Here is a 23,718-nt window from a genome sequence, read left to right on the forward strand (position 1 = left end):
CCATTTGAGTACCAAAAAAGGAGTAAAAAAGTAACGTTGTCCGGATAAAAAAAGGAATTTATGCCATCCTTATACTCTTCAGGCAAAAAAAGTGCGGTAAATACAGCCGAAACATTAGCATTTTACAGCTATTTTTAATGTAAAACAGTTCTGACAATATCACTAACACACTGACAGTCATTTTTATGCAATCAGCTTATGATAACGTATTGTTTTCAAATACGCAGCAGAAGATTATATATCTTGCTGTAAAAAAAAGAGAGCAGCTTATTCCCCATCCATAAGCTGCTCTCAAACAAAAAAATAAAAATTAATGTATAAAAAAGTAATACTCATCCTTTACTATCCCTGCTTACAGCTTCGCAATAGCACATAAAGCCATAACGAAACGCATTCCTGATAGTTAAAAATCTCCGGAATCAATTATCAAACACACTAAAGCCTTATTTTCATACAGTAGAAAGGCATAGCGGATTGCCATTATTCAATAATCTTATCCGGAGATAATAAAAAAAGTCATTAAATCTCATAAACAGTTTATACACTCCCCTGTCTATATTTTAAATATTTTTAAGGGAAATCCCGTTGTTCTATTGTTATTTGTTATCCTTTACAACACATTACTATTCAAAGCGTAAACAAACCATAATACCTGTGATACCCTTTGTTTATTGCCTATTGCCTTTTGCTATTCTTTGCTCTTTGCCTTTTTTCCTTTGCCTCTCCCAGAAGCATGATCCCCTAAAAGCTACATTTTATTCATTACCAGCCATTTATCACTCGAATTGAAACGGATCCCGCATTGCTATCCGGGAAACGTTCCCTGTGCAAAACTGTAACTCACCACGGAAACCATAAAAACACTAAAAAAAAGCCAAACAATAAAATTTTTCATTTTTTTATTCTGATTACATTTTCGAAACACCCTTTCGGTGAATTCATAACAAATGTGAGTAAATTTTTAATTCAATACTTACATTTCACGCCCTCACATCTACTCACAAACTTAAAAAACAGTATTACAAATAGTTGCAAAGCTTATTGGCCTAAAAATCGCTTTCCTTTTCTGGTTTATCCTGAAAATAGCGCTCAAAAAAAGCCGGCTTCCTGTATAAAAAGAAGCCGGCCGGGAACAAATAAGTGTTTCATAGCAATTTTCCGGTACGTCAAATCCTGTTTTTGGTGACAATATAGCCGAAATGTCATTTAAAAAACAATACCGGAAGCCCTGAAAGTTGTTTACCCGATAAATATACCGGTACCATCTGTGCTTAAAATTCTGCGATCCATAAGCTGATGTCCTTATCGGAAGGAATAGCCGCTTTTTTACGTACCCGGAATATTCTTGACTCAACCGAACGAACCGTTACATCCGTATATAAGGCAATTTCTTTAATGGAGAATCCTAATTTTAACAACGCACAGATTTTAAATTCGGCTGCCGTTAAGTTGGGTACTTCTTTGACCAGTTTATCATAGAAATCGGCATAGATGACCACAAAATTGTTCAGAAATTCGGAATCATTTTCTTTGGCCAACTGGGCTATTTTTTCCAGATTCACCTGGTTCAGGATCACCTCTTTCTGCAATAGCTCTTCTTTGGCCAGCAATCGTTCGTTTTTTTCGGTGATGACCTTACTTTCTCTTTTTATCTTACGGTGAAACCGGACGGTTAAATAGAATAAAAACAAGGCCAGCAATACAATGATGATCACCACAACAGTTGCTATTGTTCTGACTTTTTCAAATTTGGAATACCGGGTCTGTAGAATCTCCCTGACCGGTACTTCCACTGCTCTTTTTTGTGTTTTTAAAATACTGTCGTTAAGGCGGATATAGTTATCCGAATACCGTTCTTCCTCTTTGTCTGCTCCCAGTCTGCCATAAGCTTTTGAAAGGTTCAGGTAAACATCCCGCAGGAGTTCTGCTTTTTTCAGCTTTTTGGCAAGCGTAAGGCTTTGCAGGTAATACGCTACTGCCGCTTCATCGTTTTTGCGTTCCAGTTCCATGTTCCCAAAATCAATCAGGGCATACAGCTTTGCCGAGTTGTATTGTATCTCATCTGCCAGCCAGATTGCTTTTTCAAGATAGATCCTTGCAGAATCGTATTGTTTTAAGGCTAAAAAGCAGGCGCCCACATTGGCACTCGCCAACGACAGGGTTACTGCCCTTGTTTTTCCTTCTTTGATCTTGTCAAACTGCCTGTAACTCAGTGTAAAATATTTTACAACAGAATCGATTGGCTTGCCGTTCCGGTCAAAGTCTACCGCCATATCGGTATAGATTAGTCCTTTTTGCCGTAAAGCATCGTCCGTTACCCTAATTTCATTTGCCGCAGCCAGTCCTTTTTTTAGCTCTATACCGGCTTCCCGGGACAATCCCAGCGCCGTATAGCAAATGCCTTTTAGCCGGAATGCTTCCGATAACAGTTTGTAATCGTCTACTTCTTCCAGTGCTTTTTGTGCTTTAATGGTATAATGAAGCCCTTTGTCATACTGGCTGGTATCGAAAAAATTCTTCCCGGCAAGCAGGGCGCTGAGTGCCATACCTTTTTTGTAGTTTATTTTCAGGGCATAACTGTAACATTCCAGGCTTTTCAGGATGGCTTTGTCGGGAATACTGTCGCCCAGCCGCTGTACCTCTATTAGCAGGCTGTCAACCTGTTTTTGGGTATAATTTTGAGCCGTACTACTGTATATTGTTCCGAGAATAAATAACAGTATCAAGTATTTCTTTTTCATGTTCCGTTGTATAAATTACATTTTTGCGATCCATTCATACAGGTCTACCTCCGATGGGATGTTTAATTTTTTCCGGAGCCTGTATTTTTTGGATTCAACAGCCTTTAACGTACTTTTTGTATAGGTTGCAATCTCTTTTGTTGAAAACCTAAGCTTTAGCAAGGCACAGAATTTCAATTCATTGTACACTATTGCAGGTGATTTTTCGGTTATTTTATCGCAAAATTCCGGATACATTTCTTTAAATTTTACAAAGAAAAGCGGACTGCCCTCAATGGCAAGCTGTACTATTTTTTTGGTGTCTGCTTCCTTATTCTTACTCCTGGATTTCAGTTGTTTTATCAGTTCTCTTTTTTCTTTTAAAAGTTTTTCAATTTCCCACTTTTTCAGCAGCGTCTTACTGAATTTTTTATAATTGATTTTAATGTAAATGCAGGATAACAGGATAACCAATACACATATAACAATAATAAAAGAGAGTTTTTTAAAGCTCAGCTGCATGTGATCCTGTTCCTCATCTAAAAAGAGCCGTAATGATGTTTTAACAGCTCTTTTGTGAAAGTTTGCCAGGCTGTCATTCAGCGCGATATATTGTATGCGGTAATATTTCGAACTATCCGGAACCTCGAGCTCGGCATATACCCGGAAAAGGTTGTAATAGAGGTCGTTTATATAAAAGGTACGCTGCTTGTTTTTCGCTTCCGAAAGGGCTTGCAGGTAATATTCTTTAGCAGCTAGATAGTCTTCTTGGTAATAGTGCAGCGAACCCAGATCGGAAAGCGCCTGAATTTTGATAAAGTCCAGTTTTAGCTTTTTTGCGTGTTCCGCAGCAAATTGCAGATGGGTTTCAGCCTTTTGAAACTGCCGCTTCTTCAGGTAAAAGGAACCTAAATTTACATTGGAAAAGGCAAGGCACCTGTTTTTATGAGGGTTGGTAGCGCCCATTTTCATAAAAAAGGTATGGCTCTTTTCATAAAAAAACTTTACCGAATCTTCCTGCTGGTCTTTTTCTTCATGATTGATTGCAAAATCGGCATAAATAAACCCCAGACTCCTGTTTTTATCGTTTTCATTTTTTATTTTATTCGCATAATACACCGCTTTATCCAGCTGCGTTGTTGCGGTCTGGTAAAATCCCAGCTGACCAAGCCCCAAACCTTTTAAGCGCAGTGCTTTTGACATATAATAGCTGTCCGTAGCAGCAGTGTTTTTCTCGGCTTCTGTAGCATAAAAGAGTGCTTTCTCCCAATCTTTACTCCGAACATAGCTCTCACTTATAAAAAGGTTACCCAGCATCAGCCCTTTTTTATAGTGCTGCTGGCGGGAGAGCAGAATAACTTCTAAAGCTTCCGATTGCGCCAGAAGCGGGTTTTCATTCTCGATATTAACTGCATGTTTAAACAAACGGTCAATGGCATTAATGTTATTCTGGGGAATACCATCTACTGACACGAATAACAGCATGAAAAGTAGGGCTCTTTTCATAGGAATTATTTCTTTTATTAATTAATCTGTTCCAAGGGAATTTCCCAATACTTTCTTGTGCTTTAATCTTTAAAACACTTTTTATCAAACCGTTATTGGGGGGAAGTGCTGAGGATATATGCTTCAGCGTAACAACAATGATAAAACAACCTGATCAAGACAGCTTGTCTGAATAAAACACTCCGGACTCTTTCAAATTGTAGATTTAAGGGGTAAACGAGGGGGGAAATATTGTTTACCTTTTTACCTACTTACAGCTACGCAAATTGTTAATTTGTGCCGTTAAATAACAGTAAATATAATAATGGTGACAAATTTAGTTAATAAAAACCTACCTGTTTGTAATAATTACTATTTTTTTACTTAAAAAAAATGTTTTAATTTTACATGCCCTCAGGCGACAATCTCCTAAATCGACGGAATATTTTCTGTATTTTCGATTAAATCCGTTAAGGATGGTATTCTAAAGCACGAATTGGTTGCATCGCTATCAAAATAAATCGGTACTGTTTTTATTCATACTCAATGTCCGGAATTACACCAAAATATTTTTCTTAACATTTTGTATAATAAATTCAATAATTGCACGATTAAAGTTAATATTGTAATCGCAAGTTATTATTATTTCTTTTTGTTACAGAAATAACAAAAAGAAAAATAGCTGGTAATCAATATAACTATTTTGCCCCAAAAGAACCTAACACAACTTAACGCTATTGCCATGCAATCTTTAAACCAAACTAACCGTTTCTTCGGTTATTTCAAAAAATTCAATAAGGAATCACGCCTTAAATTTGTACGAATAGATAAGCAGATAAAAAATTTACGGATAGATCTTGAAACGCTGAATTTCTCAAACGTATTTATCGCTTTTACAGCCATACTTCCTTTAAGTATATTGCTGTACTGGAGTCAGTTTCTTGCCTATTTCCATACCAATTACTTCCGCTTTTGCTATTGCTTTGACGACATTGTCTATCTGATGTTTGACAAAGATGTATTCTTTTTACAAAGTATCTTAATTGCCGTTCCAATGGCCATAACCGTACTGATAACCCTGCGCCCCGAATGGCACAGGACTGTTCTGGCTGTTATTGGCCTGGCGTTGATTGCCACTACAGCCGTATTGAAAGTAACCGGTTTTAACAATTTACAGGTTTTGTTTTTTTCATTACTGCTGCTTACCGTTAGTACCGTGTTTGTGTTTTATAACAAACATGCCATATACGGTTACCTGTTTATCTTAGTGCTTTTCCTTAGTACTGCGGCACAGAATGATGCCCGTACAGCAAAAGAAAGTCACCTGAGCATGGACGTTATTTCAAATAAAACGGATTCTGTTCTGATCAGCAAAGATGATATTTCACATTATTATATCCGCAGCACTTCCAAATTCAAATTAATCTTTAATGACAAAACGAAAGAAGTGGAAAAATACAGTCTCGTGGATATTAAATAATAAAAAACAGTAATTCCTTATCGGCTAATCGCTTCATTTTACAATAACAATTTGCTTTCTTCAGAATTTCTTCGAAATTGAACCCGTATCTTAGCTACATGAAAATTCTTATTATCGAAGACGAAAAGGAACTGGCTCTGGATATAGCACAATATATGTCCGGTGAAAACTATTTGTGTGAGATAGCGGCTACTTATGATCAGGCACTTGACAAAATCCGGTTTTACAATTATGATTGTATTTTACTGGATTTAATGCTGCCCGGCGGTGACGGCCTTAAAATACTGGATTTTTTAAAAGACGAAAATAAATCGGAAGGTGTTATTATACTTTCGGCTAAGAATTCCTTAGAGGACAAAATAAAAGGCTTACAGCTTGGTGCCGACGATTATCTCGCCAAACCATTCCACCACTCCGAATTGGCCGCAAGGATCCACTCTGTCATCAGACGAAAACAGTTTGACAATTCCAATACAATTGTACTCAATGAGCTGCGTATCGATTTACTCGCCAAAACCGTTCACATTCACGACACCATAATCACGTTAACGAAAAAAGAGTTTGACCTGCTGATTTTCTTTATTGGCAACAAAAACAAAGTGATCTCCAAAAGTGCCCTCGCAGAACACTTATCCGGCGATATAGCCGACATGTTCGACAATCATGATTTTGTCTATGCGCATGTCAAAAATCTAAAACGGAAACTGCTGGAAGCCAATTGTGATCACTATTTAAAAACGATTTACGGAACCGGTTATAAATGGGAAATATGAGTAAATTATTGAACAAACCTTTTAAGGCATTTACCCTATATGCACTGCTTACGCTGATAGGCAGTATTCCTGTTTACTACTATGTTGTGGATTATATCTGGATCAAAGAACTGGACGAACACAACCAGATCATAAAAGACCGTATTGACGAACGGCTGCAAACCGTGAGCATCGAAAAACAAAAAATGGATACCATCCTGAAATTCTGGAATATCATGCAGCCCGGGACCACTTTGGTTCCGTCTGAAAACAATACCCTTATCCGGGACAGTATTTATACCGTGATACGGGAAAACAAACACGGTAATATACTCGAAAAAGATCGTTTCAGAGGACTTGTTGCTCCCGTTTCCATTGCCGGGAAACATTACCGGTTAACAGTCGAAACCAATGTTGAAGAAACCGATGAAACACTGCTGGCGATTGCCCTGGTTACTTTCGTTTTTTTTAGCTTACTGGTAATTGGCTTTATTGTACTCAATAAAAAAATTGCCAAAGGAATCTGGCGCCCTTTCCAAAATACCCTCACCCAATTAAAAGCCTTTGACTTAACAAAGCACAAAAACATTCAGTTTGAAAAATCTGATATTGCCGAATTTGAAGAGCTCAATGAAGAACTGGAAAAACTCATTGCTAAAAATATTACCGCCTATCATTTACAGAAGACCTTTATTGAAAATGCTTCTCATGAACTGCAGACACCGCTGGCAGTGCTGAAATCCAAAACCGATTTATTACTGCAAAACAAAGATATTACCAGTGAACAATTGCTGATCCTGAATGCCATTAATGTGCCTTTATCCAGAGTGAGCCGGATCAATAAGAACCTTTTATTGCTTGCCAAAATTGAAAACCAGCAGTTTGAAGATATCGAAACGGTAAACATTACCGCCATTCTGGATGAAAGTATCGAAATGCTGGCTGATTATATTACCGATAAAAACATCGCATTACACTTTCAAAATAAGGCTTCCGTACTTATTTCCTGCAATAAATCGCTGCTGGAAATACTAATCAACAACCTGCTAACAAACGCAATACGCCATAACAGCACCAATGGCAGCATTACAATAACCATTGAGGACGGGAAACTGACTTTTTCAAACTCCGGAAATAATCCGCTACGGCAAAATACATTATTCCAACGTTTTTCCGTGAGCTCATCGGCTACGACAAACAGCGGTTTGGGACTGGCAATTGTCAAAGAGATCTGCAACCGTTACCATTGGCAGATTGTTTACTCCTTCGAAAAAAATAAGCATCTGTTTTCAGTAACATTCTAAGAATTCAGAATATCTTCTAAATTGGTATGGAACTTTGGTCTGTAAATTAATATGATCAGACTATGAAAGCCCTCCCATGTTTTGCTATTCCAAAATCATTCTTCAAAATTTTAGCCTTATCCGCTATGCTGTTTTTTATACCCGGCGGAATAACCTTATGTACTGCCCAAACGGTAAAAGTTACTGTTTCCGGTGTTGTAAACGATTCGCATAAAAAAGCTTTACCCTTTGTAAATGTTGTTGTTAAAACAGAAAAAGAAGCTGTTTTTGTAACCGGAACCGTTACCAGTGAAGAAGGACGGTTCAAACTTACCGACCTTAGTCCCGGAAGCTATATCCTGGAGGTTTCCTTTATTGGCTATACGTCCAGAACGGTACCGCTTTTTGTGGGAACTCTCAGTGATTATCTCGATATTCCTGCCGTGGAACTGGAAGAAAGCGTAACCGCTTTAAATGAAGTGATTGTAACGGCGGCGAAACCGGATGACAATACGGAAAAAATGGACAAAAAATCCTATGCCGTAAAAGACAATATCAGCCAGGCCGGAGGTTCGGTACTGCAGGCGATGCAAAATTTACCGGGAATTACCGTCCAGGACGGAAAGGTGCAGCTTAGGGGAAATGAAAAGGTTACCGTTTTAGTCGACGGCAAACAAACGGCCATGACCGGCTTTGGTGGCCAGTCCGGACTGGACAATATTCCTTCCTCTGCTATTGAAAAAATCGAGATTATCAACAATCCGTCTGCCCGCTATGATGCTAACGGTAATGCCGGTATTATCAACATCATCTATAAAAAGAACAAGCAACAGGGCTTTAACGGGAAAGTGGGTTTTACAACCGGATTGGGCGCTTTATGGGAGCGACATGAAAATTTGCCTACCATACGTCCGCAGTATCAGGCAACACCAAAAATAAATCCTTCCGTTTCCCTGAACTACCGCAAAAACAACATTAATGCTTTCTTTCAGGGAGATTACCTGTACACCCATACCTTAAATAAAAACGAGTTTGTTACCCGTACATACAATGACGGAACGGTTATTAACCAGCAAACAAAGCGGAATCGCAATACCGGGTTTCTAACGTTAAAAGCCGGAACAGACTGGAATATTGACGATCGCAATACGCTGACCGTTTCCGGATTATTCAGCAGTGAGAAAATAATTGATCGCGGTGACGAACCTTTTTTTAATGCCGATTTAACCGAACGCCATCGTTTATGGCAGTTTCTGGAAGACGAATTAAAAACAACCGCGATGTTTTCCGGTACCTATCAGCATAAATTTAAAGAAGCCGGGCATTTATTGAATATCGGACTTCATTATACCTTCCACCGCGAAGATGAAAAATATTTTTTCGACAATATTATGCCGGATTTTACCGGGAAAGATGCCTTTAAACTACTGTCGGACGAACATGTAACCGATTTTACAGCCGATTATATCCGTCCGCTAAAATATGGCCGTATTGAAGGCGGTCTGAAATTCAGAAGACGGGAAATCCCAACGAACATGCAGTTTTTTCCGGGTGTAAATTCGCCTTTGGATGTTAATGCCGGCGGATGGGCAACCTATAAAGAAACGATTCCCGCCCTGTACGGAAACTATATTTTTGAAAATAAAAAACTGGAAGCCGAAATTGGTCTGCGCCTGGAATATGTAAACCTGCAATATGATGTAAATCCGGAACACAACACCTATACCAGTAACGGGTATAACTATACACAGCCCTTTCCGAATGTCCGGTTTGCCTATAAAATCAATACCCGAAACAAGCTGTCGTTTTTTTACAACCGCCGCGTGGACCGTCCGAATGAAATCGATATCCGTATCTTCCCGAAATATGATGATGCCGAAATCATTAAAGTCGGTAATCCGGACCTGCGTCCGCAGTTTACCAATACGCTGGAACTTGGTTATAAAAACAACTGGAAAAGCGGTAGTTTCTATACGGCGCTCTACCATCGGTTTGCCAATGGAACCATTACCCGTATTGCCAGTACCGTTCCGGGAAGCAATCTGATTTATAATATTTTTCAAAACGTAAACAAAAGCTATAATACCGGTATCGAATCGGTGATATCCCAGGAAGTCACACAATGGCTGAAGTTTAATCTCAATGCTAATTTTTATGAAAATCAGATCGATGCTTTTACCGTAACAAATAAATATCCTGTTACGCATACTTTCAGCGCCGAAAAACAGCAGCAATTTTCCGGGAATACGAAGCTGAACACCATTTTCAATTTGCCGAAAGATTTCGATCTGCAGCTCACCACAACCTATTTGTTACCGGATATAATTCCGCAGGGAAAAATCGAAAGCCGGTTTTCTGTTGATATGGGCATCAAAAAAAGCATACAGAAAGGCGAATTGTTTTTAAATGCTTCCGATCTATTCAGCACTTTAGTTATCAAAAAAGAGATACAAGGTGACGGTTTTAATTATACAAGCCGCGATTACTATGAAACACAGGTAATCCGCCTTGGTTACAACTATAAACTCTAACAATACTTAATTTTAAAGGATACCCCATGAAAGCTTTCTCCATTTCCGTCTTGTTTATCGGATGCTTTTTTACAGTTGCATCCGGATGTGCACAGGTTAAAACCGACAGTATTGCTATTACTGCTATTCCGCAGCCGCAAGCTTTAAAGTTCAATTACAAACAGCTCATCATTCCGGCAGCTTTAATGACATACGGTATTATTGGTATTGAAAGTGACGCCATAAAATACTGGAATTCCGAATTAAAGGATGAAGTAACGGAAAACATTGATAAAAAAATCACCATTGACGATTTTAGCCAATATGCACCTGCCGCAGCCGTGTACGGTTTAAACCTGATGGGTGTAAAAGGGAAGCACAACCTAAAGGACCGAAGCATTATTCTGGGGACTTCCTATTTACTGATGTCGGGCAGCGTATTGGGTTTAAAAAGCCTTACAAAGATTGAAAGACCGGACGGAAGCGGAAACAATTCCTTTCCTTCCGGGCATACGGCAACTGCATTTGCCGGAGCAGAATTTTTATGGCAGGAATATAAGGATGTTTCCATCTGGTATGGCCTTTCCGGATATGCTGTAGCCGCCGGTACCGGTTTTTTCAGGATGTATAACGACAAACACTGGCTTACCGATGTGGCCATGGGAGCCGGTATTGGCATACTGAGTACCAAAGTGGCCTATTGGATCTTTCCGTATGTAAACAACAAAATCTTTAAATCAAAAAAGAAAGAAGCGGCAATGATTGCTCCCTTTTACAGTGATCATCAGTATGGAATGGGACTGATTTACAATTTTAAATAAGCCAATCCGGTTTGGCATACGTCACCAGATCGGCTTTCTTTTTCCGCAATAAAAAAACCTTGTCCATGCGGCAAGGTTTTTCGTTTTATATCGAATACCGGCAAACATTAAGGAACAAGTACAGCTCTTCCTTTTATCTGGCCATGTCGTAATTTATCATACACTTCAAGTGCCTGATCCAGGCTGTATTTTTCTACTTCAATATGGATTTTCTTTTGTCTGGCAAGACCTATCACTTCGATTAACTCAGCTCTGGAACCCCAATACGGATTGGTTAAACTCACGCCGAATGGCAATCCGTTCATATTGTATTCATATTTTCCGCCGCCTAATCCGACAATGGTTAAATCGCCGTCAAGACCAACAATTTTTGTTCCCAGGTCGATTGTGGAAGAAGCGCCCACAAAATCGATTACGACTTTTGCTTTTTTAATGCCGGTGATCTTTTGTATCTGCTCGGCAGCATCTTTATCGGTTGAATTAATCGCATAACCGGCACCGAGTTGTTTTGCAAATTCCAGTCTTTCCGGAGTGATATCGCAGGCAATGATCGTAGCACCGCTCATTTCCGATAAAATCTGTAACGCAACATGCCCCAATCCGCCAACTCCGATAACCACCACATACTCGTCCGGCATTAATTTGTGCAGAGAGCGTTTAATAGCCGAATAAGGCGTTAGTGCGGCATCGGTTAGCGGTGCGGCAATAACCGGATCCAAATCATGGATAGGCACCAATAAACGGGAAGATGGCACCAGCATATAGTCGGCCATACCGCCGTTAAGTCCTAATCCGCCGCCAAAAGCCTGTTCCGACTGATGGTCGCAATAGTTTTCCTGCGAATGCTGGCAAGGCTTGCAATGTCCGCAGCCCCAAGGCCCGTAAACCAAAACCGCATCTCCTTTTTTAAATCCTTTTACATCCTGCCCGATCTCCTCTATCCATCCTGCATTTTCATGTCCCAATGTAAACGTAACACCGGAAACGATTCCGTCGTCAATGATATGCAAATCGGAATGGCACACACCGGCTCCCCCGATTTTTAATAATACTTCATCTCCGGACGGAGTCGGTTTTTCTAAATCATTTATAATCCTTACATCTTTGTGTCCATAATATCGTACTGCTTTCATGATATTGTTTTTAAATGTTTTATCCTATAAATTTACTCAAAACAGACCGTATAAAAAGTTAATACATTCTTATAATTCTGTTTTATTTTCAAATATTTGCAAGTATTGTATTGCAATTTTGCTGCTCAATCTCCGGCTTATTTTACGTTTCCAGAATAACAAAACCCTTGCAAACATTACGTTTACAAGGGTTTTACGGTATTCTGAAGTGGCTTTTCAGCTATAAGACATCGTCTTTTGTATATTCCAGTAAATCACCCGGCTGGCAGTCCAGTGCTTTACAGATCGCTTCCAGCGTACTAAACCGTATTGCTTTGGCTTTACCGGTTTTGAGTATGGAAAGATTAGCCAATGTCAGTTCTACTTTTTCAGACAGCTCATTTAAAGACATCTTTCTTTTCGCCATCATTACATCTAAGTTTACTATTATCGGCATGATTTATACGGTTAGTTCGTTTTCTGACTGGATTTCGATTCCTTTATTAAAGATTTGTGCTATAAAGTAGATAATCCCTGCAAAAAACAGGTATTCGGCACCACCGCCTAAATGTTCATCCAAAACAGGCAGCACAACACTTTCTTCCGTTAGCCATTCCGCATAAGCGTTGCCCGTTACGCTAAAAACCCCGATCGCTAAGGCAACATAGCTGATCTTTAAAATCAGTGCTGCGATTTCCGTGCTGAAAGGATGGACAAAATTTATTTTCAGAAAGATCTTAATCACAAAATAAAACAGATAGGCTTTTAGAATCCACAACAAAACAAGTAAGGATCCCAGCCGCACATAATGGAAGGTGCTATAATCTTTAAGCGCATACAGATTAAGTTCCAGGTACAGATTTTTTGCTCCTGCCGGATCTATAAAAAGGCTTACTAAAAAAGAGAAAAGTATAGCACCGGCTTTAATACACAAACCGATAAATATAATCCAGGTAGCAACCTGCAGTACCGATAAAATTTGTTTTGTATTTTTTTTCATAACGGAGAATTTTGAATTACATGCCAAATATAAATAAATATTTATCGAAAAACAATAAATTTTTATTTTTAAAACATATATCCTATAATCCGCAATCACTGTTTGTAAATCCCTGTTTAAAAAACGGTATCTTTATGTTAACCGATTAACGACAGACAAATCAGCATTATGACAACAGCAGCACAAATCGCAAAACATTTTAAAGACGTTCATTTTGGAGGTAACTGGACCTGTGTGAACATGAAAGATACTCTGGAAAATGTAGACTGGCAGCAGGCCACTACAACCGTATACAACCTCAACACTATAGCGGCTTTGGTTTTTCACATTAACTATTATGTGGGCGCAATTTCGAGGGTATTGCAGGGAATGCCGCTGGAAGCCAGCGATAAATTCAGTTTTGATGTCCCGCAAATCACTTCGGAAGCAGCTTGGCAGGACCTGGTAAATAAAACCTATGCCGAGGCAGAACAGCTGTCCTCGCTTATTGAAAATATAGCCGATTTAAAATTATCCGAAGCGTTTACCGATCCGAAATACGGAAGCTACTACAGGAATTTGCAGGGTGTCACCGAACACACGCACTATCACCTCGGACAGATCGTACTGATCAGGAAAATACTAAACGAAATGAATCAGGATGTCTGAATCGCATTGCCGGAACCGGTGCATTAGCGCAGCTTAATCTGCTGCGTCCATGGCCATTTCCCAATCTTCTTTTTTAATTTCATAAACGAAATTGCGTTTGGGAGCTTCTCCGTAATATGCGATATCTTCTTCGGCTATTTTAACCGCTCCTAATCGCGAAATGGCTATCTGCGATCGTACATTTAAGGCTCCTATATTAAAATATACCTTGTCTACATACTGAAAGATATACTCCATCATTAACTTTTTAACAGACGGGTTCATGCCTTTACCCCAAAACTTTGTTCCGTAAAAAGTATAACCAATCAGAATACTGTTGTCCTTTTCATTATAATCGTAAAAACGGGTACTTCCGGCCACTTCTCCGGTTTGGATATCCACAATCTTAAAAGCTCCTTTGCTCTGCATGGCGCCGTCAAAAAAGGATTGGAAAATATCTTTCTGCCAACGATCTTTATTGGGATGCTGTTCCCATACTTTGGGATCGGATGCTACTGCATACAAAGCGTCAAAATCATCTTTAAGCAAAGGAAAAAGGATTACCTTATCGTTTTCTAAAATTGGCTGTATCGAAAAATTCATAACTACAAATCGTATTAATGTCCGTTGGTTTTACAAATGCAAACCTGTATATCAAAGATACTTTAATTTATACTAAAATCCGGAAATGTTGTGGCATTCATTGGAATATAACTGAAAAAAATCCTGCACGACAACAGGACTTTTTTCAGCTTATAATGCTTTTTGCCGGTGCTTTTTGCCTCTTTATTTTTCGGCATGAAGTCCAATCCTGTTACCTTCGGAATCTAAAATAACAGCTATATATCCGGCATTGATGCGCGTTTTGGGTACGATCACTTTTCCGCCTGCTTTTTCCGTTCGGTCCAGTACCGGTTGTATTTCCGGGCTGGCATTGATATACAGCAGGGAACCGTTTTGTGACGGGGAATTGGTACCGGATTTTGTGAGTACGCCGGTTACTCTGCCCGATGTAGCCTGGATAACGTTCGGATCATAAGGAAAAAAACAAAGTTCCTCGGCTGTTTCCGGGAAAGTCATTGTGGTCATTTCAATGTCCAGAATCGTTTCATAAAATGCTTTGGCGCTCTGCATATCCGAAACCGGGATCTCAAACCAGGTAATGACATTCGTTTCGGGATTGATTTTTTGTAACTGTTGCATGATCTATTTGTTTCTGCAAAGTTCAAAAAGGCATGGGATTTCATCCTGTGACAATTGTCACATAATTACATTTCCAGACTGCGTTTCCGGATCCGGCTTAACGTTTCGCGTGTCACACCAAGAAAGGAAGCCAGTTGCGTCAGCGGAATACGCTGCAGCATCAACGGATAATTGATCTCGACATAGCGCAATCGTTCCTTGGCTGCATACAATTTAAATAGCGTTGCAAATTCTTCCTGCTTGGTCGCCAGTAAGCGAAGGCAATTGCGCCCCAATGCATCAACCTCGGGAGTTTGCCGGGCTATTTGCAGCAGCTTTTGTTTATCAAAAAGCACCACTGTTAGCGGCTCGCAGGCTATAATATTGAATTCAGATTTTAAACCGGTGCCAAAACTGGTTATATTGGTAGCAATCTCATTTTCAAAAAAGAAACCGGTATTTTTAATGATACCGTCTATCTCATAATAACTTTTGCAATAGCCTTTTTCTACATAAAATAACGTATCACAAACCTGTCCTTCCTGTAATAACAACTCATTTTTATGAAACTTCTTTTTGGTTAATGCCGGTTGCAGTTTTTCCCAGCTTTCCTCTGAAAAATCTGTCAGAAAATGTATATATTTTAAAAGGCTATCCATCCGGTTACTTATTATATATTTCTTTTATTGGGTCTGATAATCAATATGCAATACTTATTTTCTGCTAATTACGGATTTTTTAATTTATCCTACAACACCTTTTCGCATTGTAACAGTTAGTAAGCTTATTCTGAGCATAAAAAAGTCCTGCCAAAATAGTATTGACAGGACCAATTATTAGGATTAATATGTATATAAGCTAGTGCCCGGCTATAAAATCCTGGTAATTCTTCTCACTTTCAAAATAGGCTACATTGCCGTGCATTTACCGGATCAAAACAGCAACATTACTACTTAAAACAGACATATTTCACTTTCACTCTTGTCCATATCACGCCCTGACCACTGCCATACCGGCAAAAAAAATACTGCTCCGAAACCCGAAGCAGTACACGATCATTATAAAATAAATGAATTATTTTTTTGATTCTTCTACAGATACTTTTCTGAATTCTTTTAAAAGTTTGCTTAATTCTAAAGCTGACTTACGGGCTCTTGTTCCGGCTGCTTTATTTCCTTTTTCTACTTGAATTTCAGATTCAGCTTTGAATGTCTCAATTTCGGCGTTGATTTTAACTAATAAGTCTTTCATGATAATATATTAAAATTAAGCTGCAAAAATACTAATTCCTCTTAATTCACGGGCTATTGAAAGGAATTATCTCCTAATTTATTTAGCATCATACGGCTATCAAACAATAACTTTTACAGTAAGCAGCCGGCACGATATTCAACTTTCCGGTATTTTAAAACAGCAACCGCTTCTTTTACAGCATGCTACCGTAAAAATAAAAGAGAGGGAATGCAAACGTCCCCTCTCCTTCTGCAAGGAAGTAATAATTTACTTAAGATTACTTTCAATTCACTTGTAAACGCCCTACCAATCAAATTAAACAACTTCACAAAATTCTTGGCAAGTAATAATCTTTGTTTTCAATTTAACCGATAATTATGACTACAACATTATTAGCACTGTCATTGGCTTTTGCTTCCTTTTTTGTTAACTAACTGTTTTTAATTCAATAACGACACGGCGACATCCGTTTCAATTATCTACGTTCCTAAATCTATTTACACTTTTTAAACAATCATTTTCTTAAAAAAAGCTATCACTTAAGCTTTTTTCCCTTCCTGATACTTTCATCCTTTTTAGCATTACTGCAGCTTTAGTTTCAGCATCAGGACACTACAAATGGAGAAAAAATAATGCTGAAAACAAAAAATTACACTACACAATTATACTCAAGCCGGAAACTTTTTTTTGAACCCTTATCCATAAAGATATCCCAGCCCGCAAGTGTTTTGGGGCGAGTGATACTCAAAAAATGTTTTGTGTACAATTGCGTAGGACGGAACCGGAAAAGGACTGTTTAATGGTGCTAATATGCGGCATTAAAAAACCGCCTCTTTTAGAAAAGGCGGTTTGCTTTGAAAAATATCGTGTGCTGTTTTAATCCGTTTTTAGATTATCCTGAACAAATTGCCAGCAGTATTCTTTAATACTTTGTCTTACTTCCCGAAATTGCCGGTGTATCTCCGGAAGCGTTCCGGTAGCCTGAACCGGATCGGGAAAGTTCTGGTGCAGCTTTTGCGCTTTTGTCGGGAAAAACGGGCAGCGTTCTTTTGCATTATCACAAACGGTAATTACAAAATCGAAAGCGATGCCGGCATATTCATCAATACTATTTGATGTATGCCCGCTGATATCCACACCATCTTCTTTCATTATGGCAATAGCCAAAGGATTCACACCGTGGGTTTCCACGCCTGCACTGTAAATTTCGGCAGTGCTGCCTGCAAAATAACGTAAATAACCTTCTGCCATCTGGCTTCTGCAACTATTACCGGTGCAGAGAATGAGTACTTTTTTTGGGGTCATAAAATTGTTTTTTAAGGTATAAACTTGTTCGGACTAACAGGATCAAGACGGGAACTTCTATCAAAGGCCCGATAACGCCAGCAAAGGCTTGCGGAGAATGGATTCCAAACACACCTATGGCTACAGCGATAGCGAGTTCGAAGTTGTTTCCTGTTGCGGTAAACGCCACGGCAGCATTTTTATCGTAAGGAATGCCAAAGGCTTTGCCGGTAAAAAAACTGATCAGGAACATCAGTACAAAATAGAGCAGCAAAGGGATGCTCACTTTAATTACGTCTTTGGGAAGCGCTAAAAAAGCTTCTCCTTTCAGGCTGAACATCAATACAATTGTAAACAACAGTGCATAGAGCGTAAAGGGACTTATAAAAGGCAGGAACCGGGTTTGAAACCAGTGTTTACCTTTCATTTTTATACAAGTGTACCGGCTTAAAAAACCAAGTACAAAAGGCAATCCCAGGTACAGCAATACGCTTTCGGTTACATCCCGCATCGGAACCGCAATATTAAAGCTTCCGATTCCTAATTTTTCCGGCAGCACATTCAGAAACAGCCATACATAAAAACTATAGGAAAAAATCTGAAAAATACTGTTTAAAGCAATTAGTAAAGCGGCATATTCCCTATTGCCTTTTGCCAGATCGTTCCAGACAATGACCATCGCAATACACCTGGCTAACCCGATTAATATCAGGCCGGTCATATAGGCCGGTTCATCCCGCAGCAATATGACAGCCAAGGTGAACATCAGTAATGGTCCGACTATCCAATTGAGTATCAAAGAAACGGATAATACCGTTTTGTTCTTAATCGCTTTCGGCAATAAGCCATACTCTACTTTTGTCAGCGGCGGATAAAGCATTAACAGCAAACCTATTGCCAGCGGAATATTGGTAGTTCCCCAGGACAGGCTGTCGATTAGCGTGGTTATACCCGGAAAGATATTCCCCAACAGTATACCGAAAAGCATTGCCAGAAAAATCCACAGGGTCAGATACCGGTCTAAAAAACGAAGTTTGGTCTGCATCACGGGTTCTAATTAGCAGCATCCGGAATCCGGAGAACAACAGGCAGCTGTTCCGGAATGGATTTCTGAAAGTTTTATTTTTGTTTTTTGCGGCGGTATTCCGCAGGCATCGTTAGCCAGACAGGTCGTTGTTTTATTTTTCAGTATAAAATTGTTCCCGTTAAAATCAAGATCATATTTTCCGATCGTTTCACTTTGGTATTCCACTTCAATTTCCAGGTCTTCCATTTGTAGTTTTGCTTCGGAAAGTTCTATAATATGAAGCAGTTTAGCCGGTTTTAAACGGTGTTCATAATCATCGGCATCCCATAACTGGAAGTTGGCTACTTTTTCATCACGAACGGTACCGCCGCAATCTATAAAGTGGCGCGTAATGATTCCTACTTCTGTTACATGAAAGTGTTCGGGCACAAAACTTCCGTTTTCGAGCTGAAAAGCGACATTATCCAATGCCGGCAGCATTTCTTTTACTTGTGATAGTTTCATAAATGGTTGTTTTATTTAATTGTAATATCGCATTATTACGATGGTTTGTTTTAAAAAAAATGCTAACAGCATTTTTCTATTCCTGCGTTTTCAATAAAAAAGTTATTGAGTTCGCTTTTGATCTGTTTCCAGCTCTGTTCGTCAATACAATAACAAACACTGGTTCCTTCAATATTTCCTTTTATAATCCCGATGTTTTTCAATTCTTTCAGATGCTGGGATATCGTTGCCTGTGCCAGTCCTAACTCTCCGACCAAATCATTACAAATGCAGCTGTTTGCTTTAATGATATGCTGCAGGATCGCTATCCGCGCCGGATGGGCCAATGCTTTCAGTATGGTTGCCAGCCGGTTTTGTTCTTCGTTAAATATGTCGGATTTGGTTACGCCCATTTTTACATTTATTATATCGCAATATTACGATAATTAATTTGATTTAAAATCAATTCCTCCTTTTTTTAGTCTGTCTTTTCCCGAATACTACTATTTACCGGATTGTATCTATTGCTGTTCGCTGTATATTTTTAATAATGCTAAAGCCAGATTCGGTTCAATACGGGTAATTCTTCCGGTAGTAATATTCACCCCGACACCAACATTAGCAGGCCCTATCCCTATCCCGGTCATGCCGATACCCGAAAAACTAAGGAAAGTACTGTATTCGTTTTCTCTTCTTTTAATCCACAAAGCCATCCCGGTAAAACCGCCTTTGCTCACTTTAATTTCTTCACCGATTTTTACATCGAATACTTTAAACTGCCCGTTGCCGATTTCATATTTTTCTCCCTGAACTTTATAGCTTTGTGTTTTGTTTTCGGTGAGGTCCTGACTGCCATAAACAAAAATCTTATTTTTAGGAATGTGTATAACGTTAGCTTCAAAAAGGGCATCCTCACAAAAAAAAGTGCTCAGAATCAATTCCCCGGTGGCATTGTCTAATTTTCTAAAACTTTCAAATTTAAAAGCATTGGCACCATATTTCTGGGTTTCGCTTTTTATCTTATCAAACAGCCGGACTACATTTTTAAGTTCCCCTGTTGCTTTTACTGTAGCAATTAACCGGGCATTGGCGAGATCCGTTTTTTCCGTTAAATAAATAAACTGCCTGTACTTAGGGTCTTCAATAGAATCATTTTTCCGGAGAAACTCGATATGCTGTGAAAAAGAGTAATGTGCTAAAAAAAGTAATCCTAAAATCAGTAATTTTTTCATCTGCTTATTATATTAATGGTACCGGAAAAAAAGCAGACTAAAATAGCGCTTTTCCCTGAAATCCCGGTTAAAAATGGTTTTGTTTATGGAATCGAAAAAACGTTAATATGCTTTTGTTCGGAACGGTTCAGCCGATAGCTGGCAGTACACCATAAAAAAAGCTGAAGTATAAAAACTCCAGCTTCTCTAATTTATTTTTTAAACACTATTTTTTGGCTTTGTCCAAAGCACCTTTAGCGTCTTCTTTTACTTTTTCAGCACCAGCTTTAACATCTTCCACTGCTTTATTGGTAGCGTCTTTTACTTCACCAGCAGCTTCTGTAGCTTTTGCTTTAGCAGCATCCCAGGCGCTTTTCGCTTTATCAACAGCTTCCTGAGCTAATTTTTCAGCAGCTTTATCGCCTTTTGCTTTAGCTTCCTCTAAGGATTTTTCAGCGGCTTTTAAATCTTCCTGCAGTTTTGTTTCCTCCGGATTTGCTTCAGGAGCTACCTCAGGTGCCGGCGGCGGTGCTACTTCCATAGTTTCTTCTTCCGGTTTTGGCGTTTCTTTTTTACAAGATGTTGCAAATAATAATCCGCATAATGCCAGGGTTAATGTTAGCTTTTTCATTGATCTATAATTTTTATGGTTTAAACTTATTCCTAAAATTATAAAAAAAATAAATCAATTCACTTATTTTCAGCGTAAATCATTATTTTTTAATAAAAAACAAATGCTAAATACTTTTTTAAGCAGCTGTTTTTAAATATTTCTTTCTCTATTCCTTAATATGCATCAACAATGGGATGCTGTTTCAAAACAGCAATGCCGGTTCCATGATATCGGATTTTTATATTTCCGGCACACTTTACTGCTTTATTCTTTTCCTGTTTCACAATTAGTCGGTATTTTTGTGTGCTTAAAGTCCTTTCCTAATGATTACTAAACCTTCCCATCCAATCTACAATATTCATTTTGGTTTGGTTTGCTTAAGCTCCCTGTTATTTTCTGCCAGTTTTAACATGCTCATTCCCGAGCTGCCGGATTATCTGAGCAGTATGGGCGGAGCAGAATACAAAGGATTGATCATTGCCTTATTTACGTTAACCGCCGGGATTTCCCGCCCTTTTAGCGGCAGGCTGACCGATACCTTAGGGAGAGTGCCGGTAATGGCAACCGGTTCGATAGTATGTTTTATCTGCGGCTTTTTATACCCGGTATTGGGAACCGTTTCCGGATTCCTGTTTTTACGACTGCTTCATGGTTTTTCCACCGGTTTTAAGCCTACCGCCACCGCTGCCTATGTGGCCGATATTATTCCGCGGGAACGCTGGGGCGAAGCACTCGGTATTCACGGGCTGTGTTTTAGCACCGGAATGGCAATAGGTCCCGCCATAGGAAGTTCCATTAAGTTATATTCGTCCATGAATATGCTGTTTTATGCTTCCTCCGGATTTGCCTTATTATCAATTCTTATTCTGATGAATATGAAAGAAACGCTTAAAAATAAAGAGCGTTTCCGGTTTTCCATTCTTAAAATATCCCGAAAAGACATTATAGCCGTAGAGGTTTTACCGGCAGCAATTGTTACCTTTTTATCTTATGTTGCCTATGGCGCCATACTGACACTGATTCCGGACTGGAGCGAACACATGGGAATTGCCAACAAAGGTTTGTTCTTTATGGTTTACACCATTGCCTCGCTGGTTATCCGTTTTGTTGCCGGTAAGGCTTCCGATAAATACGGCCGTATCCACGTTATAAAAATCGGTCTGGTACTCCTCTTTATCTCGCTCTTTGTTATCGGCTACTCCGAAAGCTTTACCGGATTAATGCTCGGATCCACCATTTACGGAGTGGCAACCGGAATCTTATCGCCGGCTTTAAATGCCTGGACGGTCGATATGAGTCATGCCGATCACCGCGGTAAAGCAATGGCTACCATGTATATTGCTTTGGAGGCCGGAATCGGACTGGGCGCCCTGTGTGCCGGTTGGTACTATCAGGACGTGATTGCTAAAATACCGGTCATTATGTATGTAACGGCTGGAATTACCGTTTTGGCACTGCTATACATGCTGCTGCGTACAAAAACGGAACTGAAAACAGAATAACTATTATTTCCTGATAAAATGATAACGGGCGGCTATATAGCTGCCCGTTTTTTTTTGGACAGGCACGCCTGAAAAACAGCTAATTTTCCCCGGGCTGATTTCCGTATCTTTTGTCTGAAACTACGTTTACATAACGGACAATTGGCTTTTTTTAGAATTAAATACTACTTTTTTAAACATTATTCTAAATTTTATTTGTATATCTCAAAATAAAGTTTTAAGTTTATCCTGTTGTAAAACAACAACATACACTCCCCATTAAAATAACATACGGTTATCGTTCCCCATATAACCAAAACAAACAGCAACAGGAATAGCCTTTTGCTGCACCGGGTGTTTTTTGTGTAAACCCACAAAAGTACTGCCCGGTAAACAGGTACTATTTGTAAATCTAAAAGCGAGATTATGAATCAAAAACAAATTAAAACCATTTGTTATGCCGTATTGTTTATACTTGGGGGATTGCTCACCGGATGCGAATTGGAAGAAGATGTTATTCAGAAGAATGCTTACCGGGAACGGCTTGCCATACGCAACAGCACTTTTGAAGCGCTCTCAAAGGAACAGCCCTTTGTTCAGGCACTTTCCGGCTTAAACAAAGGCAAACACGGCAAAGGCAGCTTCTCCGGAACAATCATGGAAGCCCAATACGGCTTTACGATTTTACCGGATAAAGCGGTTGTGATCGAAAAAGAAGGGAAAACCTCCTATACTTTTCAGATCGTCCGGGAAACACCGGACAGCACCTGTTTTGAAAACCTGGTGATCCATACGGATAATCCCGGCTCTACCAGGGCTTTTATCGTAAAATACACTCCGGAAGTACCTATTGTCCCGAGTGTCACGCACGAATCCTTTTATTTTAGCGGAGCGATCCGCATTACACCAATTGAATACAATGCTGAGCTGGCAGGAAAAAAAATAGTCTGTGTTACGGCAACGGTGATGATGTGTGACCAGTCCTGGTCGGGAAGCGGATCGACCACACCGCATGTGGCGACTCAGTATTGCAACAACCCGAACCACTTGTTTGAGGTAACCACTACAACCTGCGATATGGTAGCCGGAGGCGGCAGTTTTGGTGCCGGCGCCGGACAATACTCCGGTGGAGACGGTATGGGCGGTACCGGAGGTGGCGGCGGTGATGGCGAACCCGGAAATGATGATGGGCTGACACCGCCGAATCCTTGTCCGCGTTGTCCTGATTTTACAACGGTGCCGGTGTTGGAACCATCGGAACCAGCAGTACATTGCGATAAATTAAAAGAGCTTTTAAAAAGCGCAGCTGTTAAAAATGCTATTCGTGCCCTGAATAGTGAACAGGTTTTTGGCGGCACTAAAGAAAAAGGCTATAACCTGGCGCTAAACCCGCAAAATAAACTAATAGCAACCG

Annotated in this window: 23 protein-coding genes; 8 read left to right on the top strand and 15 right to left on the bottom strand. The window is 39.5% G+C overall.

Annotated elements, in window-relative coordinates:
• Positions 1-1,271: 1,271 nt before the first annotated feature.
• Positions 1,272-2,741 (bottom strand): transcriptional regulator, encoded by a 1,470-nt coding sequence (locus tag BGO42_RS00060; RefSeq protein ID WP_273247116.1) that lies wholly within the window; start codon positions 2,739-2,741, stop codon positions 1,272-1,274.
• A 15-nt stretch (positions 2,742-2,756) separates the two neighbouring features.
• A complete protein-coding gene (locus BGO42_RS00065; RefSeq protein WP_273247115.1) occupies positions 2,757-4,226 on the bottom strand; it encodes a transcriptional regulator in 1,470 nt (489 codons plus the stop codon).
• A 721-nt stretch (positions 4,227-4,947) separates the two neighbouring features.
• Here BGO42_RS00065 and BGO42_RS00070 point away from each other — a divergent pair.
• The 5 genes from BGO42_RS00070 to BGO42_RS00090 all read left to right on the top strand — a co-directional run bounded on the left by BGO42_RS00070 (position 4,948) and on the right by BGO42_RS00090 (position 11,051).
• On the top strand, positions 4,948-5,685 hold the full coding sequence (locus tag BGO42_RS00070; protein WP_177735283.1) for a hypothetical protein: 738 nt from the start codon (positions 4,948-4,950) through the stop codon (positions 5,683-5,685).
• Between the two features lie 98 nt (positions 5,686-5,783).
• A complete protein-coding gene (locus BGO42_RS00075; RefSeq protein WP_177735285.1) occupies positions 5,784-6,458 on the top strand; it encodes a response regulator transcription factor in 675 nt (224 codons plus the stop codon).
• A complete protein-coding gene (locus BGO42_RS00080) occupies positions 6,455-7,741 on the top strand; it encodes a sensor histidine kinase (protein ID WP_273247114.1) in 1,287 nt (428 codons plus the stop codon). Before BGO42_RS00075 ends, BGO42_RS00080 begins: the two co-directional genes overlap by 4 nt.
• A gap of 62 nt (positions 7,742-7,803) precedes the next feature.
• Complete coding sequence (locus tag BGO42_RS00085; protein ID WP_337955199.1) at positions 7,804-10,251, top strand: TonB-dependent receptor; 2,448 nt, start codon at positions 7,804-7,806, stop codon at positions 10,249-10,251.
• 26 nt (positions 10,252-10,277) lie between these two features.
• On the top strand, positions 10,278-11,051 hold the full coding sequence (locus tag BGO42_RS00090; protein WP_177735289.1) for a phosphatase PAP2 family protein: 774 nt from the start codon (positions 10,278-10,280) through the stop codon (positions 11,049-11,051).
• Between the two features lie 107 nt (positions 11,052-11,158).
• Here the strand turns inward: BGO42_RS00090 and BGO42_RS00095 are convergent, their stop codons facing one another.
• The 3 genes from BGO42_RS00095 to BGO42_RS00105 all read right to left on the bottom strand — a co-directional run bounded on the left by BGO42_RS00095 (position 11,159) and on the right by BGO42_RS00105 (position 13,163).
• Positions 11,159-12,184 (bottom strand): NAD(P)-dependent alcohol dehydrogenase, encoded by a 1,026-nt coding sequence (locus tag BGO42_RS00095; protein ID WP_273247113.1) that lies wholly within the window; start codon positions 12,182-12,184, stop codon positions 11,159-11,161.
• Between the two features lie 220 nt (positions 12,185-12,404).
• Positions 12,405-12,620 (bottom strand): helix-turn-helix domain-containing protein, encoded by a 216-nt coding sequence (locus BGO42_RS00100; protein ID WP_177735293.1) that lies wholly within the window; start codon positions 12,618-12,620, stop codon positions 12,405-12,407.
• Positions 12,621-12,623: 3 nt separating this feature from the next.
• Positions 12,624-13,163, bottom strand: a complete 540-nt coding sequence (locus BGO42_RS00105) for a DUF2975 domain-containing protein (protein WP_177735295.1) — start codon at positions 13,161-13,163, stop codon at positions 12,624-12,626.
• 168 nt (positions 13,164-13,331) lie between these two features.
• Between BGO42_RS00105 and BGO42_RS00110 the strand changes: the two genes are divergently transcribed.
• Positions 13,332-13,811, top strand: a complete 480-nt coding sequence (locus BGO42_RS00110; RefSeq protein ID WP_273247112.1) for a DinB family protein — start codon at positions 13,332-13,334, stop codon at positions 13,809-13,811.
• A 33-nt stretch (positions 13,812-13,844) separates the two neighbouring features.
• Here BGO42_RS00110 and BGO42_RS00115 read toward each other — a convergent pair whose 3' ends face one another.
• The 10 genes from BGO42_RS00115 to BGO42_RS00160 all read right to left on the bottom strand — a co-directional run bounded on the left by BGO42_RS00115 (position 13,845) and on the right by BGO42_RS00160 (position 20,841).
• Positions 13,845-14,393, bottom strand: a complete 549-nt coding sequence (locus BGO42_RS00115; protein WP_177735300.1) for a GNAT family N-acetyltransferase — start codon at positions 14,391-14,393, stop codon at positions 13,845-13,847.
• A gap of 183 nt (positions 14,394-14,576) precedes the next feature.
• A complete protein-coding gene (locus BGO42_RS00120) occupies positions 14,577-14,993 on the bottom strand; it encodes a VOC family protein (RefSeq protein WP_273247111.1) in 417 nt (138 codons plus the stop codon).
• 65 nt (positions 14,994-15,058) lie between these two features.
• Positions 15,059-15,631: a Crp/Fnr family transcriptional regulator gene (locus BGO42_RS00125; RefSeq protein ID WP_177735304.1), complete on the bottom strand. Its 573-nt coding sequence runs from the start codon at positions 15,629-15,631 to the stop codon at positions 15,059-15,061.
• A gap of 415 nt (positions 15,632-16,046) precedes the next feature.
• On the bottom strand, positions 16,047-16,223 hold the full coding sequence (locus tag BGO42_RS00130; protein WP_177735317.1) for a BF3379 family histone-like protein: 177 nt from the start codon (positions 16,221-16,223) through the stop codon (positions 16,047-16,049).
• An 858-nt stretch (positions 16,224-17,081) separates the two neighbouring features.
• Complete coding sequence (locus BGO42_RS00135; RefSeq protein ID WP_273247110.1) at positions 17,082-17,510, bottom strand: arsenate reductase ArsC; 429 nt, start codon at positions 17,508-17,510, stop codon at positions 17,082-17,084.
• On the bottom strand, positions 17,473-18,534 hold the full coding sequence (gene arsB / locus BGO42_RS00140; protein ID WP_273247109.1) for an ACR3 family arsenite efflux transporter: 1,062 nt from the start codon (positions 18,532-18,534) through the stop codon (positions 17,473-17,475). Before arsB ends, BGO42_RS00135 begins: the two co-directional genes overlap by 38 nt.
• 12 nt (positions 18,535-18,546) lie before the next feature.
• Positions 18,547-19,020 (bottom strand): DUF6428 family protein, encoded by a 474-nt coding sequence (locus BGO42_RS00145; RefSeq protein ID WP_273247108.1) that lies wholly within the window; start codon positions 19,018-19,020, stop codon positions 18,547-18,549.
• A gap of 62 nt (positions 19,021-19,082) precedes the next feature.
• Positions 19,083-19,412, bottom strand: a complete 330-nt coding sequence (locus BGO42_RS00150; protein WP_177735326.1) for an ArsR/SmtB family transcription factor — start codon at positions 19,410-19,412, stop codon at positions 19,083-19,085.
• 108 nt (positions 19,413-19,520) lie between these two features.
• Positions 19,521-20,231 (bottom strand): hypothetical protein, encoded by a 711-nt coding sequence (locus tag BGO42_RS00155; protein ID WP_273247107.1) that lies wholly within the window; start codon positions 20,229-20,231, stop codon positions 19,521-19,523.
• Positions 20,232-20,436: 205 nt separating this feature from the next.
• Positions 20,437-20,841 (bottom strand): hypothetical protein, encoded by a 405-nt coding sequence (locus tag BGO42_RS00160; protein ID WP_177735330.1) that lies wholly within the window; start codon positions 20,839-20,841, stop codon positions 20,437-20,439.
• Positions 20,842-21,146: 305 nt separating this feature from the next.
• Here BGO42_RS00160 and BGO42_RS00165 point away from each other — a divergent pair, with 305 nt between their 5' ends.
• Both BGO42_RS00165 and BGO42_RS00170 read left to right on the top strand, forming a co-directional pair.
• Positions 21,147-22,325: an MFS transporter gene (locus BGO42_RS00165; protein WP_273247106.1), complete on the top strand. Its 1,179-nt coding sequence runs from the start codon at positions 21,147-21,149 to the stop codon at positions 22,323-22,325.
• Positions 22,326-22,730: 405 nt separating this feature from the next.
• A partial coding sequence (locus BGO42_RS00170) for a hypothetical protein (protein WP_286748463.1) occupies positions 22,731-23,718 on the top strand: 988 nt, incomplete at its 3' end.

The organism is Flavobacterium sp. 40-81, from assembly GCF_001898245.1.
Taxonomy (GTDB): Bacteria; Bacteroidota; Bacteroidia; order Flavobacteriales; family Flavobacteriaceae; genus Flavobacterium; species Flavobacterium inviolabile.